Raw genomic sequence first — 14,763 nt, forward strand, 5'->3', positions numbered from 1 at the left:
TGGCGGCTGTGCCCTGGCCCTACCCCCCCCGCACGCCCTCGGCCGAAGCCACACGCGGACCGTCTCCGCGACGATCCTCATGCCGGTGCCGTGGAAGCGCATCGGCGCGTTCAACACCCTTTGACGCCGTCATTGCAGACTGAAATCTTGCACGACCACCGCATGCCTGAATGCGGTAATCGCGATATTCAGATCCAGTGTGCGCTCTGGGCGATCCGTAACGCGTCTATCCGGTTGCGCGCACCCAGCTTCGCCACCACGGACGACAGGTAGTTGCGCACGGTCCCCTCGGACAGATGCAACCGCGCCGAGATCTCGGTCACCGTGTCACCTTGCGCGACGTACTCGAGAACGGAGAGCTCCCGCAGGGTCAACGGGCAACCCCCGTTGGCCAGCGCGGCGACCGTCAGCTCCGGGTCGAAGACCCGCTCTCCCTGGTGTACCCGGTGAATGGCGTCGAAGAGCTGGCGCGGCGGAGCGCTCCGCTGCACCATGCCGTCGATCCCGCTGCTGAAGGCCTGACGGACGACGGTCCTGCTGAACGCCGTGGCGAGCAGCAGACTCCGGCACCCCGGAAGGCTCGCGATCTTCTCGGCGATCGCGATCGCGTCATTGTCCGCGCCCTCAAAGCTGATGATCGTGACGTCCGGCCGATGCGTCTCGGCGAACTCCAGTGCGTCAAGGCTGCTGCCCGCTGCTCCGACGACTCGAATGGCCTCGCTTCGCTCAAGCAACGCGGTAAGCGCGAAACGGGACAGTTGCAGTTCGTCGGACACCATGACATCGACTTGCACGTGAATCCTCCCCGTAATTCATCTCAGTAGGACCGCGCAATCGGGTCGCAATGCGCGGCTCGCTTACCATGACGAATTGATTTACGATCGACCTCCTCCAGATGTGACTCCCACGCCGTCGAGCAGCTGTCAAGACCCGCGGATCGAGATTGTCAATCGGCTATCGGGGCCTCCTTCACGACGGGGTGCATTCCGATCGGCCCGGCAGGCACGGTTCGCGCCGGCCCGGCCGGATGCCGGCGTGAGCGCCGTGGGCCCCCGGGCGGACGGCCGGCAGGCGGACGCGGTCCGCCGCAGGCAGGCCACCAACCGCGGACGCACATCGCCGGGGCTTCCACTGCTCGGCCAGACGTGGTGCTCACCGGCATGCACGGGACCGCAGCCGGGCCGAGGAACCACGCCAGGCCAGGCGCGACATGCACGTTCACCGGGTCGCACAAGTGCGGTTCGCCGATTCGCGGTTCCTCGCAGACGCGGGATCACCGAGGAGAGCCGCCGGCGTTCGCCCGCCGCCTCGCCGGCGAGCGTGTCGTGCACAGACATGCCCCCGACCTCGATCGCGCCGGCCGCCGCGAGGATCTTCCGCGGCCGGTGCGAGCCGATGGGCACGACCGGGCGGTCATCGTGACCGCCCCGCTCGCCGGCGAAACAGGCGCCCGCCATACCGTTATGGTGGTCAACCTGAAAGTTGCACACTAACGTGAGCGGCACGGGCGTGCCTTCCCGACCAACGCGTCAACGTCAGCCTTATCTCGAAACCATCATCGGATGATCCGGGAAGGTACGCGCCTTCCGGCAAGCATTCACGTTTCGGCTGTAGTGTTACTTGTATCATACGCGTACGAAAAGCCAATCTCAATACCCAGCGCACAGCACGCCGAACAGATACTCCACCCTTAGGAGAGGCTGCTGAGCACCCCGCCGATATGCAGGACGGCCGATACGTTCGGTTATTTGTCCGTCACTATCGGTCGGCGAGCGGCCCGGCATCGGCCCGGCTTCATCGACTTGCCGTGAGCGGATCGCCGGCCGGAAACGACGACCGTCGCGAGGGCTGGGGACCTTCGGCCCTGCCCCGCGCGGGGCGATCGGCGGGACGGTTGTGTCATGACGACTCTGAGCACCGATCCCCCTCCGATCCCCCGGGGCCAGGAAGGCGAACAGGCAGACGAAAAGGACCGGGACCCGGTGACCGGTCCGATCGCACGACGCACCGTGCGACAGGCCCTGCAGGAGGCGTTCACCGAAGCGGTGGACGACGTGCGGCTGGCGGAGGTCGACGGGATGGTGCACATCTACGTGTCCATCCGCCCCACCACCTGCGCACTTCCGGAACACATCCGCGCCACTGCCCGCGAGGCGTACCGCCGTGTCGTTCGCGGTGAGGCGGTGGTGGCGCACGTGGCCGCGCCCTGTTCCGCTCGCGGGCGCCGGTGACGGCCTCCCCGGAGGTGGGCACCGGCGTGTGGTCGATGCGAAACTGCGTACCATGACGGAGAAGGAGCCCGGTTCTCTGATCCCCAGCATGCGGTTGGACGATTTGCTGGCCGAGTTGCAGTCGCGCCTGCAGACGGTGCTGGCCACCCGGGATCGGGTGCACGCGCTGCTGGAGGCGGTCGTCTCGATCGGCAGTGACCTGGACCTGGAGACGGTGCTGCGGCGCATCGTGGAGACCGCCACCACCTTGGTCGACGCGACGTACGGGGCAATGGGCATGATCGGGGAGGAGAACACGCTCGTCCAGTTCGTGCCGGTGGGGCTGAGCGAGGAGGAGATCGCCAGGATCGAGCACTGGCCGCACGGGCTCGGCCTGCTCGGCCTGCTGATCAAGGAACCCCAAACCCTGCGGCTGGCCGACATCTCCCGGCACCCCGAGTCGTACGGTTTCCCGCCCGGCCACCCGTCGATGGGCAGCTTCCTCGGCGTGCCGGTCCGCGTACGCGACGAGGTGTTCGGCAACCTCTACCTGACCGAGAAACGCGGGGGCGGGGAGTTCGACGAGGACGACGAGGCGGTCGTCGTCGCCCTGGCCACCGCCGCGGGCGTCGCCATCGAGAACGCGCGCCTGTACGAGGAGAGCCGCCGCCGGGAGACCTGGCTCCAGGCGTCCTCCGACATCACCACCCGGCTGCTGTCCGGCGCCGAATCGAAGGAAGTGCTCACGCTGATCGCCCGGCGCGCCCGTGAGATGGCCGACGCCGACGCGGTGGCGATCCTGCTCCCCAACCACGACCACGACGTTCTGCGCGTGGCGCTGCAGGACGGTGCGCTCACCGAGCACGGGCGTCCGGGAGTACGTCTCGTCGACGACGAGGTCGCGGTCGAAGGATCCCTCGCGGGCCGGGCGTTCCTGGGTGGGGAACCACTGATGCTGGACGATCTCGATCAGAGCCAGGCGCATCTGGTCTGGGCAGACGATCAGCCGGTGGGACCGGCGGCCGCCGTGCCGCTGGGCGCCGCGGAGGCGGTACGCGGCGTGCTGGCGCTGGTCAGGCGCTCGGGACGGATGCCGTTCAGCCAGTCGGAGCTGCGCATGCTGCACGCGTTCTCCGGGCAGGCGGCCGTCGCGCTGGAGCTGGCCGACGTCCGCCGCGACGCCGAACGGCTCGGCCTGCTGGAAGACCGTGACCGCATCGCCAAAGACCTGCACGACGTGGTCATCCAACGGCTGTTCGCGGTGGCCATGACACTGATGAGCGCGGTGCGCCTGGTCGAGCGGCCGGAGGCCTCCTCGCGGCTGCAGAGCGCGATCGACGAGCTGGACACCACGATCCGGCAGATCCGCTCGACCATCTTCGCGCTGCAGACGCCGCGCGAGGAGGCCGCGCCCAGCCTACGCGCCCAGGTCGTGGACCTGGTCGAGGGCGCCCGCGGGCACCTCGGCTTCATGCCGGGCCTGAGCCTGGAGGGCCGGCTCGACAACGAGGTGCCCGCCGAAGTCGCCGAGCACCTGCTCGCCGTCCTCCGCGAGGCCCTGTCCAACCTCGTCCGCCACGCCAAAGCCAGCCGCGCCGACGTCAGCGTCCAGGCCGGCGACGGGCGGCTGACCCTCGTGGTGGAGGACAACGGCGTCGGCATCCCGGTTGAGGGCCGCCGCAGTGGCCTGCGCAATCTCGCCGACCGCGCCGAACGGCTCGGCGGCGCCTTCGCCCTCACCTCCCCCGACGTCGGCGGCGCCCGCCTCGAATGGACCGTCCCGCTGGGCTGATCACCTCATGCTCCCTCGAATGCAGGACACGCCCCGAACCCGCTTCCTTCACCTCGGTCACGGCAACCTCGAGAACCCGCGCGGTCTCGGTCAGCGATCCACTGTAATGAACCGTGAGGTGCCGGAGACGGGCTGCGGCCGGTGATGTGCGATCACAACCAATGCGTCCCAATGATGTGGAAGGCCTTGAGCGACCCACGTAAAGGGAGTGCCGGGGCACGAAAATGCTCCTGCAATAACTCATACTGACCGCCTTTTTTGTTGCGAAAAGCGGTTGTTTGCGCATTCCTGGGTGACGGGACCTTTTGTTACCTCTAGCGTGGAAATCAGGGTCTGGATCCAAGGTTCGATGGATCGATTCGCGCTCCGTGTATCCGGGTGTTCCCCGGCGACAGTCACGGAGTCGACGGAGTGATACTCATGCTCAAAGAAGCACTGGCTGCTGGCGCGATCACAGCGTCGGCCCTCATCGTCCCGGTGACTATGCAGACGCAGCCGGTCTATGCCGCCGGCAGCACCGCGCAGGTCACGCAGAGCCCCGCACAGCCCTGCCCCGGAGGTAGGTGTCGTGGCCGGGAGCGCCACCGTCAGTACGGCCACTATGGCCGGGAACGAGGCCGCGAACGCGGGCGCATGGAAGAGCGCGGCCGCGAACGAGGCCGATTCGAGGAGCGCGGCCGCGAACGAGGCCGTGAGGAACGCGGGCGCGAACGCGGACGATTCGAAGAACGCGGCCGCGAACGCGGACGATTCGAAGAGCGCGGCCGCGAACGCGGACGATTCGAAGAACGCGGCCGCGAACGAGGCCGTGAGGAACGCGGGCGCATGGAAGAACGCGGCCGCGGGCGATTCGAAGAACGCGGCCGCGAACGGGGCCGATTCGAAGAACGCGGCCGCATGGACTGACGCGTGGAAGAGCGTCGGCAGGTCCGCGAACCCCGGTAGCGGCATCAGCAGCAGGGAGAGTGAGACAGCAACAGCAGCAAGGACCGGATAACCGCACATCGAACCTGCCGGACCCGCCTGCCCCACGAGGTGGTCGCCTCGCGGGGCTCTCCCTTTGCCGCCAGGAGCGGCACTGCCACTCGTCCGCGCTTCGCCCCTTGTGCGAAGGGCGGATCGTCACGGTCGAATGCGCGTATCGGGTCCGGCGATCGTCCTTATTCCGACGCGATGCGGCTGGGCGGAATGCGATAGACGGACACGTGCGAACGTGATTCGGCGGTGAATTCGGTCTCGGCCCAGTCCGCGTGCCTGCTCTCCAGCTCGAACCCGGCCAGCTGGGCCATGAGGTCGAGCTCGGCCGGCCAGATGTACCGATGAGGACTGCGATACAGCCGTGCGTGTTCGCTCTCGTCGAATCGGAAATGGTGCGACACGATCTGCTGCCGCAGAACGTCGTAGGTGTCCAGGCCGATATATCCGGGCTCGTGATGCCACACCACGGCCTGCTGACCCGGCGGGAGCTTGCGCAACTCGGGCACCCAGAGTTCGATCACGAAGCGGCCGCCGGGTGCCAGGTGGCGGGCGGCGTTGCGGAAGCAGGCGACCTGCTCGGCCTGGGTGAGCAGATTGGAGATCGTGTTGTAGACGAGGTAGACGAGCGTGTACTCCCCCGGAGCTACGGCGGTCGCCATGTCGCCGACGATGACGGGGATCGTTTCCTCGTCCGCCTTCGTACGCAACTGGTCGATCATCGGACGCGACAACTCGATCCCGGTGACCGGCACCCCACGCTCGGCGAGCGGGATTGCCACGCGCCCGGTGCCGATGGCGAACTCGAGCGCCCGCCCGTCGCCCGCGAGTCCGGCGAGGCGTTCGACCGCCGGCCCGAGGACCTCCGGAGCGAACATTCCTGTGCCCGGGGTGTCGTAACGCCGGGCGGCGTCGGCATTCCAGATGTCCTCCTGCTGCATCCCCCAAGGATCGTCATCGGCGTACGGCGGAATCCAGTGATTTTTCCCCAGAAAGCTCGACAGTCAGATCTGCCGATCGCGGCCCGCGACGTATCCGGCCGCGATCTGCGGCAGCATGAGGAACACCACGAAGACCAGCGGCGCTCGCCAGCCGCCGGTGTGCTGGTAGAGCGCTCCGACCAGGATCGGGCCGGGGATCGACAGCAGGTAGCCGGCGCTCTGCGCGAAGGCGGACAACCGGATCACCGTCGCACCGTCCCGGCCGCGCATCGCGATCATCGTGAGGGCCAGCGGGAAGGAGCAGTTGGCCACACCGAGCAGCACCGCCCACAGCCAGGGCGCGGCGGCGGGAGCCGCCCACAGTCCGGCATACCCGGCGAGCCCGAACACTCCGAGCAGGACGGCGATGCCTCTCTGGTCCCGCAGCCGCCCGGCGACGGCGGCCAGCACGAAGGACAGCGGCACGCCGAGCACCGAGGTGAGGGCGAACAGCAGACCGGCGGTCTCCGCCGACAGCCCGGAGTCGCGGAACATCTGGGGCAGCCAGCCCATGATCACGTACGCGGAGGTGGCCTGGAGGCCGAAGTACACGGCGAGGGCCCAGGCCGTCGGGTTGCGGGCGACCCGGACGCGCGCCCCGGCCTCCGCGGCGGCCTCCCCGCCCGCCGATCGCCCGGCCTGCCGCTCGATCGGCCCCCGGCCGTCGCGGACGAGGGCGAGCCAGGGCGGCAGTGCGACGGCGGCGAGGACGGCCCAGGCTGCGAGACCGGCACGCCAGTCACCGCCGAACGCGCCGGCGAGCGGAACGGTGACGGCCGCGGCGGTCGAGGCGCCGAGGTTGAGGGCCATGGAATACAGGCCCGTCATCATGCCGACCCTGTCCGGGAAGCGCTGCTTGACCACGACGGGCAGCAGCACGTTGGCGACCGCGATCCCGGCCAGTGCGAGACCGCTCAGGGTGAGAAAGACGGGCGTGTTCGCGACGAAGGGGCGCAGGGCGAGCCCGGCCGCGACCGCCGCCATCCCGGCCAGGACGACGCCGTCCGGTCCGTGACGGCGGGCCAGGCGAGGGGCCGCCGAGCCGACCAGCGCGAAGCACACGGCCGGTACGGACGTGAGCAGTCCGGCGACGGTCGCGTTCATCCCGAGGGCGGCACGGGCCTCTTCGAGCACGGGCCCGAGGCTGGTGACCGCGGGCCGGAGATTGAGCGCGGCCAGCACCAGGGCGGCGACCGCCAGGCGGCCTGTCCAGATGGTGCGGCTTCGCGGCTGCACCGCAGGGCCCCCGCGCGCGGTGTCGTCCTCCGGCGCCGCGACGGTGTCCAGATGCTCCGGTGTCGTGTCGTCCCTGACCGCTCCGTCATCCACGCGACGTCATCCCGGTCATCGCTGCTTCATCCTCAAAACCACCGGCTCATCCTAGGATCAGCGACTCTCTCCGAAATCCACCGGGTTGTCGTCGATGTTGCGGCTCCTCCTGGCGGCGTCGATGCCTCGCGCCGCTACATCGTCCTAAATGGGGGCTTGACACCCCATTTGTGACAGAAAAAACTCGTGGAGCACTTCCGCTCCACAGCACGACACCCCCCGGACAGCGGCCGGTGAACGCTTACCGCGCCGCGAAGGAGACAGTATGAGGCGACTGTTCGCCGTTCTCGCGCTGGTCACAGGCTTCCTGCTGACGCCCGCGCGCGCCGACGCCGCCACCGCGAACGTGGCCCCGTCGGCCACGGCCTCCGCCTCCTACACCTCTCCCTGGGAGAACGTGGCCGCCGTCAACGACGGCATCGACCCGGACCGCTCCGACGACACGCGGAACCGCCGCTGGGGCACCTGGCCCGACGCCGGAGAGCAGTGGGCCCTGCTGACCTGGCCGTCCGCCCAGGCGGTCTCCTCTGTGCAGGTCTACTTCTTCGACGACGGAGGCGGCGTCCGGCTCCCGGCATCGTGGAAGCTCCAGAGCTGGGACGGCGCCGCGTACGTGGACATCCCCGCCTCCTATCCCACCGCCGCCGACACCTACAACACCGTCACGTTCCCCGCCGTCACCACCACCCGGCTGCGCGTCGTCCTGCGCAGCGGCCGGGCCTCGGTCGGCCTGCTCGAAATCAAGGCGTTCGCCGACGCCACCGGCCTTCAGAGCGGGTGGAGCCCGCCCGCCGCCATGGCCGCGCCGCTCGACGAGGTCTGGCGGCATGTCGAGTCCACCAACCCCGGCCTGTACGGCTTCCGCGACTACGCCTGGGACCAGATCATCGCCAACGGCGGCAGCGTCAACTACTGCGTCCGCTGGGATTCCAGCGCCCCGGTCTCGGTGGAGCTGCGCGACAAGATCCACGCCGCGCTGGCCCGGTCGTTCAAGAAGTGGATGGACGTGATGGCCGGTCACAACGGCTGGCCGTACGCCGAGGTGCCCGTGAAGGTGGTCGGCTGGGCCGTACGCGACCGTGCCACCCTGCAGTGGAGCGACGACTCGGTGGACGTGTACGTCGGCGACCTGCGCGAGGACGCGCCGCAGTGCGCCGAGCCGTGCGGACGCCTGTTCAACCCGTCGGGCACCTATCCCGACTGCCCCGGCGGCGCCTCCCACCACTACGACATGTCGCTGTGGCTCACCGAGGGCATGACCGGCGGCATGGGCGGCGCCTGGGGACAGCGCGTCGGCAGCGAGTATCTGGTGGACAACCTCGACAGCGACGACATCCACATCCTCCTCCATGAGATCGGGCACGGTTTCGGCCTGGACGACTTCTACGACTGGACCCCGTCCGGGCAGTGCTGCTTCCTCATGAAGGCGGGCTCCGCCACGTCGATCACCGAGTTCGACGCGTGGATGCTGCGCGACGTCTGGCGGCACCTGAAGAGCCGCTACGGCTACTGACGGCCCTGCGCAGGGGCCCGTCGCCGCGACGCCGTCCGGGAGCCGCACGCCGGTGCGCGGCGGCGTCGCGGCCCGCGCCGGACACAAGAGACATGCGTCAATCACACGCGCGCGACAAGTGACGCGCTGCCCGGCGGAGCCGGTCCGAGGGTCACCCTCTCTCGGAGGGACCGCCAGGCGGAGCTTCCGCTGAGCTCCCCCTCTGCCTGATCGGCAGGCGGGGACGACGTGCGTGTGACTGAAGGAGAGCCTCGCGGTGCCGCCAGGCGAGGTCCAGCACGGCCGCGCCCGCCGCCTGCATCGGCTCATGACGGACGTAGCGCCGCACTGTCCCCGCGTCGAACGGGACGCGGCCCACGACCTGTCCCTCGCTGTTGGAGGCGGCGACCTCGCCGAAGACGGCGTCGAACGTCTCCGCCTCCAGCACGGTCACCGTGAGGAAGTCGGTCGCGAAGGTCAGCGGATCGACCCCCACGCCCAGCATGAAGGAGCGCACGCGGCCGTCCGCACGGGCGTCCGTCAGCAGCCGGTAGAGCGGCCAGCTCTCGTAGTCGAAGCCGTCGCCATATTCCTCCCCCCGCCCGAGGAACTCCTCGGCGTACTCGCGGACCACGCACTTCCACAGGTCGAGGTCGGCCTTCTCCGCGCCCGCGGACTCGTACGCGGGCTGGAAGACCCCGACCGGCATGACCTGGAACAACCCGCCGCCGTGCGCCACCCGGGCCGCGTCGCGCCAGTGCAGGACGAACGACGTCTCCTCCGTACGACGGTCGTGGCGCAGCGTCAGCGTCGAGATCGCGCAGAGCGCGGGCCGGCGGCGCAGATCGGTGGGATCGCCCACGAGCGCGCGGAACGGCGGCGGCTGCCCACCCTCAGACGCGGCGGACTCGTGGGCGGCGAACTCGTGGGCGGCCGCCTCCCCCACGCTCACGCCGTCGAAGTAGCGCGCACGGGTGAAGGTCAGCTCCGGCCAGGCGACCTCCAGCAGCCGGTAGCAGGTGCGGTCCTCAAAAAGCCGGGGACGGGCGAAAGTCCCCAGCGCGTCCGGGTAGGCGCCGGCGCCCTCCGGCAGCAGGGCCGCCGCCTCCGGTTCCCGGCCCGTGACGTCGGCGGCGGGAGCGTCCTCCACCCAGCGGAGCCGCACCTCGCGCAGGTCGAGCGGCGTGGCCGGAATCCAGCCGTCCCGGATGAGCAGGCGGGTCGATCCGGCCCTCGCCACTCCGGGATAGAGCCGCTCCGCCGCCACGGCCAGCTCGTGCCGGTGCCCGTTCAGGCGTCGCCGCACCTCGATCCATTCCGGTCCCGACGGACGCACGCGCGGATCCGAATGCGATGTCACGGGCTCAGCACCCTACTCGCAGGCGCGGCACCACGTCCTCCGCCGGGACCGAGCGCCCTCGCATCCGTGACCGGTCACCTCCGTCGAACACGCGGCGTCATAGATGATGACGGACAGTATCGAGAGAGGAGCTCGCGATGCACTCGCAGCGACCGGGGGTGAGCGCGTGACGTCCCTGCTTCACATGGACGCCAGCGCCAGCGGCTGCGGCGACTCGGTCACCAGGCAGCTGACGGCGTTCTACGCGGACACGTGGCGGTGTCTTCATGGAAGCGCGGGGTACCGGTACCGCGACCTCGCCGCCGAACCGGTCCCGCTGGTCTCCCCCGCCTTCGTCTCCCTCGGCATCCGGGTGGAGAGGCACGGGGCGGTACCGCTGCCGAAGGTGGCGGAGATGACCGCCGGCCCCGCCGAGGAGCGCGAGTGGGCGCTGACCCTGCCGCTGATCGAAGAAATGCGCGCCACGGAGACGGTGCTGGTCGGCGTCCCGATGTACAACTTCTCCGTGCCCGCGTCCCTCAAGGCGTGGATCGACCGGGTGACCTTCCCGGGGGCGTTCGTCGACCCTGGCTCGGGGAACCGGCTGCTCCGGGAGACGAATGTGGTGGTGGTCACCGCCCGCGGCGGCTGCTACGCGCCGGGCACACCACGGGAGGACTTCGACTTCCAGACGCCCTACTTGAGGGCGTACTTCACCGAGTTGGGCGTGGCGCCGGAGAACCTGCACTTCGTCCATGCCGAGATGACCCGGGCCTCGGACGTGCCCACCCTTGCTCACTTCAAGCCCCTGGCGGCGGACTCGCTGGCCGCGGCGCGGACCGCCGTGTCCGAGCTGGCCCGCCGGGCCTGTAGCGGCCTCGGATGAGCGGTGGTGTCCGCCCCGCGGCGGACACCACCCACGGGCCCGTGGCATGTCACCTTTCCGCGGCGCGAATCGTCTTAAGAATGAGAAGCAGAGACACGAACGGACGGGAGACGGTTCCGCACCGTCGAGTCCGAAGCGGAAAGCCGCGCCGGGCCCACACCGGCGCGGATGGAGCCGCATGTCGAGGCGCGGATCGGCATTCTGTAAATATGTTGTCAGAATGCCTTGCCGTTGTGTGAGATATCGAAAATCGCTCCGGCGGCGTCCGCGAATTCGTATCGCCGCGACGCCGGAAGATCCAGGGCGATTGCGTAGTCGATGGTCGCTGCCGCTGAGCTGGGAATCCCTGGGGTGAGTGGCCTGGGTGGGGCAAGCAAAGCGGGTGAGAACCACGCTACGAACACCGCCATCGGCTACCACCGCACCAACGGCGAGACCAACATCGCCCGCGCCGCCCGACCCGCCAACCGCCGCCCCCACGACCTCATCACCACCGTGAGCAGCACCTATCCGACAACGCAATGACCCTGCGGCCGTCGACGCGGAGCCCGGTCCGCACCGCGCCGGGACCGAGCCGGTCCCGGACGGCCGCGAGCAGGAGCATCTGCAGCTCACCGCGGAGAACGCCCCCTGGGCCGGACATGGCTACTCTGCGTCACTTCAATGGGCACCGCAGCGGTGTGGTAGGGGCCGGACCCCGGGCACGAGCCCGCTTACGGGGTGCGGGCGCGGCTCCGTCCCGCCAATGCCGAGAGGCGGGACGGAGCGTGCCATACCGGGGCCCAGGCCGGCTTCTGGATTCCGACAGGGAAGTTCCTGGTCAGGCGTGGTGGACGGAGACGACCTTGTATGCCTGCGGCACCGCCTTGGCGATTTCCGCCGCCCTCTTCGCGAAGACCTGGGCCTCAGGGTCGCCCGCGGTCGCCTTGATGTCCTCCGGGCTGCGCCACTGGGCGAGGTTCACGACCCGGGTGCCGTCCGCGCTGGCGAGAATGTTCACCGAGATGAAGCCGGGCCGGTGCTGCATGACCTTCTCGGCGCCCTCGTCGAGAATGGCGATTAGTTCCTGCTGCTGCGCGGGGTCGACGTCGAAGACGTTGATGAATGTCGCGACCTGATCGCCGACCCGAATCACTGTCTCACTCATAGCTTCATCGTATCCGACAAAGAACCAAACTAGTCAAGGCCGATTGTTGATTAATCGGGATTGAACACGAGCATCTCTCCGAATATCGCGTACGCAGAGCAGGAAATACCGCCTATCGCAAGCGGGCGCGCGGGCTGGATGTTTTCCCGGCCGTCCGGACGCTCCCGCTCGCCACCCTGCGGAAGCGAGTCCGGCGTGATCCCGCTGGGGGGCCGGCGTGATGCCGCGCCGACGTTTGCGCCGGACCCACCCGAAACCCGCCGTGGCCTGTCGCAGACCCCGCCTGTGCCTCGATGCCGGGCGGGAGGTTGCTGAAGGCGCTGTTCGAGCCGAGGACCATGAACAGGTTTGGGGAAGCCGTGGGTGGCCACGCCAAGGTAGCTGGTGGGTCCGTCCTCCCAGTGCTCCCGGATCGTCACGCCGCCCCGGCCGCGGATGTCCGTCCGCTTGTAGCCGCCGTCCACGGCGTCGAAGCCTGCGCGAAGACCAGGACGTCGAGTTCGTGCTCCACTCCGTCCTCGGTGATCACTCACATGGGAGTGATCTCCTTGATCGGGTTCGGCCGTCCTCGTCACACCCGATGAGGGCGACGACCCCGCTGTAGTACCTGGGGATTCCCTCACGCCTGATCTCGGGCACGGGGATGCTCAGCGCACGCAGCTGCTCGAACGGGTTCATGAACTCGCGCTGCACTTTGATCTTCCCGTCTCCATCGGGGTAGCCGGGGAAACGGATGCCGCCTTCGCCGTCGCACTCCACCCAGAAGAAGTTCGGGTCGTGCGTCTCGAAGATCTGGATGTTGGTCCAGCCCCAGTCGGGGAAGCACTGCAGCGACCAGACGGCGTGCTCGCCCAGGCGGTCACGCCCGCGGATCGCGATCGGTTGCCCAGTGTCGTTGTCCACAGGCCGCCGACGCCGTCCTCGGTGAACAGCAGGTGCCGCCACAGCCGTTCCTCGCCTCTGGTGTTCATTTACTTCTCGACCGTCGCTCGGTTGATCTTCCGGAGTTCGATCTCCGCGTCGCTTCCCGGAAACGAGTCGTCTCTGACACGATGAACCCTCCAACAGATATCTGCATCCGCAGCAGCGGCCGCCCGGACTCGGTGGCCCGCAGAGACGGGTCACGCGCGAGCTTGCGCAGCACGTCCGCCGTTTCCTGGCTGGCCTCCCTCGCCGCACGTCCCGCCGCTCTCGTCTCGCCTCTGGTCTGGCTCTCTCCACATCGGCACCGGGACTCCTCGACGCGCTGTACGACCCGGGACGCCGCGGCCCCGTCCCTGGCCGGAGTCGTCCTGCTCCGTGAGCCGGCGCCGTTCCCCTCCCTCTCGCGCAGCCGATCCGGGATCGGATCATGTCCGCGGTCGAGCCGCTCGCGCACGTCCCGGACCGTGCCCACCGAGAGCCCGGTCTTCCTGGACAGCTCGCGGAGGGAGATCTCCGAGTTGGCCGCCAGCAGGGCGGCCACGCTGCGACGCCCCTCGACGCTGCTGAGCGGCCTGGATCTCCCGTCCCGGCCGACACGGCTGGGCTGGTGCTGCCCCTGCCCGCCGATCCGCCGCCGCAGACCGGCCACGGTCTTGGCGCTCAACCCCGTGCTCTCTGCCACCGCCCTGTCCGACCAGTGCGGATGAGAGGCGACGATGCGCCGGGGCGCCTCCTTTCGTTCGTCGAGCGTCAGAGGCAATCCGTGGCCCATGTTGGGCCGGACCGACAGCACGAACGCGTCGGCCTCGCTTCCGTCGAAGAACCGGACCGCGATCTCGCTCCTGCCCCTCAGTACGGCGGCGCGCAACCGGTGCACGCCGTCGATGACACGCATCGTCGGCCGGTGCACGAGGAGCGGATCGAGGGCGCGATCCTTCTCCGCGAGCAGCCGGGCGTGCGCCGGGTCCTCACGCCGCTTGCGCGGCGAAAGCGAGGACGTGAGGTCGCGGACGGGGACGATCTCCCACGGCAGGTGGCGGAGATCCGCCACATCGGGAAGGCGAATTCCGAGTACACGATCAGCGTCGGCGGCGGTGTGAAGTGACACTGCGGGACCTTTCCTATGAAGGATCGAGGGCAGGGGCGCTTTCTTCACAGGAGCTCAACTGCGGCTCAGCTTATGCTCCAGGTGATTGCGACGCCAAAGCGCAGGGGGCCCATTCATGGCAAGTAACCCACAAATTCGATATCGGTCCGCCTACCTCGAGGCGGGACCATGACACGCCGTTCAAGCACCGCAATCAGCGTGAAGCGCCTGCTTCACAGAGCCGTCACCCGCCATAAGGGGACGACCGAACGGGAAAGCCGTACGAGCCTGGGCCCCGGGGCCCAGACGATACGGCCGACCCTGGCGCATGCCTTTCAGCACCTCACCGGACGCCAATTTCAGCCGCTATCGTCGATTTTCGGAACGGCGATAAGTATGAGCGGCCGCTGCGAGGATAGTATGCACCTCGGACGGCGACCGGCCGGTGCGCCTCACGGCCGGAGAGGCCACCATCGGTGCGCCTCGCCGTCATGTTGGTTAAACGAACCGGCGATAATAATCAGTACGGGCACCGACGACTCCTTGTCAAACCTGCGTTCTTCCTCTCACTCATACGACGAACCGCGACGGTGAAAGGTGAC

At 68.8% G+C, this 14,763-nt stretch carries 11 protein-coding genes and 1 pseudogene; 4 read left to right on the forward strand and 8 right to left on the reverse strand.

The features are described 5' to 3' along the window. Nucleotides 1-188: 188 nt before the first annotated feature. Entirely contained in the window at nucleotides 189-794 is a 606-nt protein-coding gene (locus tag AB0O28_RS37930) for a response regulator transcription factor (protein ID WP_363647516.1), read from the reverse strand. Between the two features lie 1,107 nt (nucleotides 795-1,901). Here AB0O28_RS37930 and AB0O28_RS37935 point away from each other — a divergent pair. Next, nucleotides 1,902-2,231, forward strand: a complete 330-nt coding sequence (locus AB0O28_RS37935; RefSeq protein ID WP_363647518.1) for a hypothetical protein — start codon at nucleotides 1,902-1,904, stop codon at nucleotides 2,229-2,231. 52 nt (nucleotides 2,232-2,283) lie between these two features. Continuing rightward, nucleotides 2,284-4,002, forward strand: a complete 1,719-nt coding sequence (locus AB0O28_RS37940; RefSeq protein WP_363647520.1) for a GAF domain-containing protein — start codon at nucleotides 2,284-2,286, stop codon at nucleotides 4,000-4,002. Between the two features lie 240 nt (nucleotides 4,003-4,242). Here AB0O28_RS37940 and AB0O28_RS37945 read toward each other — a convergent pair whose 3' ends face one another. From AB0O28_RS37945 to AB0O28_RS37955, 3 genes are all read right to left on the reverse strand, one after another. Continuing rightward, complete coding sequence (locus AB0O28_RS37945; RefSeq protein WP_363647522.1) at nucleotides 4,243-5,034, reverse strand: hypothetical protein; 792 nt, start codon at nucleotides 5,032-5,034, stop codon at nucleotides 4,243-4,245. Between the two features lie 128 nt (nucleotides 5,035-5,162). Continuing rightward, complete coding sequence (locus AB0O28_RS37950) at nucleotides 5,163-5,918, reverse strand: class I SAM-dependent methyltransferase (RefSeq protein WP_363647524.1); 756 nt, start codon at nucleotides 5,916-5,918, stop codon at nucleotides 5,163-5,165. Between the two features lie 63 nt (nucleotides 5,919-5,981). Further along, complete coding sequence (locus tag AB0O28_RS37955) at nucleotides 5,982-7,286, reverse strand: MFS transporter (protein WP_363647526.1); 1,305 nt, start codon at nucleotides 7,284-7,286, stop codon at nucleotides 5,982-5,984. Between the two features lie 265 nt (nucleotides 7,287-7,551). Between AB0O28_RS37955 and AB0O28_RS37960 the strand changes: the two genes are divergently transcribed. Continuing rightward, nucleotides 7,552-8,799 carry a hypothetical protein gene (locus tag AB0O28_RS37960; protein ID WP_363647528.1) on the forward strand — a complete coding sequence of 416 codons (1,248 nt, stop codon included), beginning with the start codon at nucleotides 7,552-7,554 and terminating at the stop codon, nucleotides 8,797-8,799. Between the two features lie 151 nt (nucleotides 8,800-8,950). Here the strand turns inward: AB0O28_RS37960 and AB0O28_RS37965 are convergent, their stop codons facing one another. Continuing rightward, on the reverse strand, nucleotides 8,951-10,084 hold the full coding sequence (locus AB0O28_RS37965; protein ID WP_363647530.1) for a hypothetical protein: 1,134 nt from the start codon (nucleotides 10,082-10,084) through the stop codon (nucleotides 8,951-8,953). A 220-nt stretch (nucleotides 10,085-10,304) separates the two neighbouring features. On the opposite strand from AB0O28_RS37965, the gene AB0O28_RS37970 reads away from it, so the two are divergent. After that, the gene (locus AB0O28_RS37970) at nucleotides 10,305-11,003 is read left to right on the forward strand and encodes an NAD(P)H-dependent oxidoreductase (protein ID WP_363647532.1); all 699 of its coding nucleotides are present in this window, start codon (nucleotides 10,305-10,307) and stop codon (nucleotides 11,001-11,003) included. Between the two features lie 820 nt (nucleotides 11,004-11,823). Here AB0O28_RS37970 and AB0O28_RS37975 read toward each other — a convergent pair. The 3 genes and pseudogenes from AB0O28_RS37975 to AB0O28_RS37985 all read right to left on the reverse strand — a co-directional run bounded on the left by AB0O28_RS37975 (nucleotide 11,824) and on the right by AB0O28_RS37985 (nucleotide 14,125). Then, on the reverse strand, nucleotides 11,824-12,150 hold the full coding sequence (locus AB0O28_RS37975) for an antibiotic biosynthesis monooxygenase (RefSeq protein WP_363647534.1): 327 nt from the start codon (nucleotides 12,148-12,150) through the stop codon (nucleotides 11,824-11,826). Nucleotides 12,151-12,675: 525 nt separating this feature from the next. Then, nucleotides 12,676-13,121: pseudogene (locus tag AB0O28_RS37980) on the reverse strand (PhzA/PhzB family protein). Beyond that, on the reverse strand, nucleotides 13,118-14,125 hold the full coding sequence (locus AB0O28_RS37985; RefSeq protein ID WP_363647536.1) for a winged helix-turn-helix transcriptional regulator: 1,008 nt from the start codon (nucleotides 14,123-14,125) through the stop codon (nucleotides 13,118-13,120). The pseudogene AB0O28_RS37980 and the gene AB0O28_RS37985 overlap by 4 nt, the downstream one beginning before the upstream one ends. Nucleotides 14,126-14,763 lie beyond the last annotated feature (638 nt).

This window comes from Microbispora sp. NPDC088329 (assembly GCF_040685655.1).
GTDB lineage: Bacteria > Actinomycetota > Actinomycetes > Streptosporangiales > Streptosporangiaceae > Microbispora.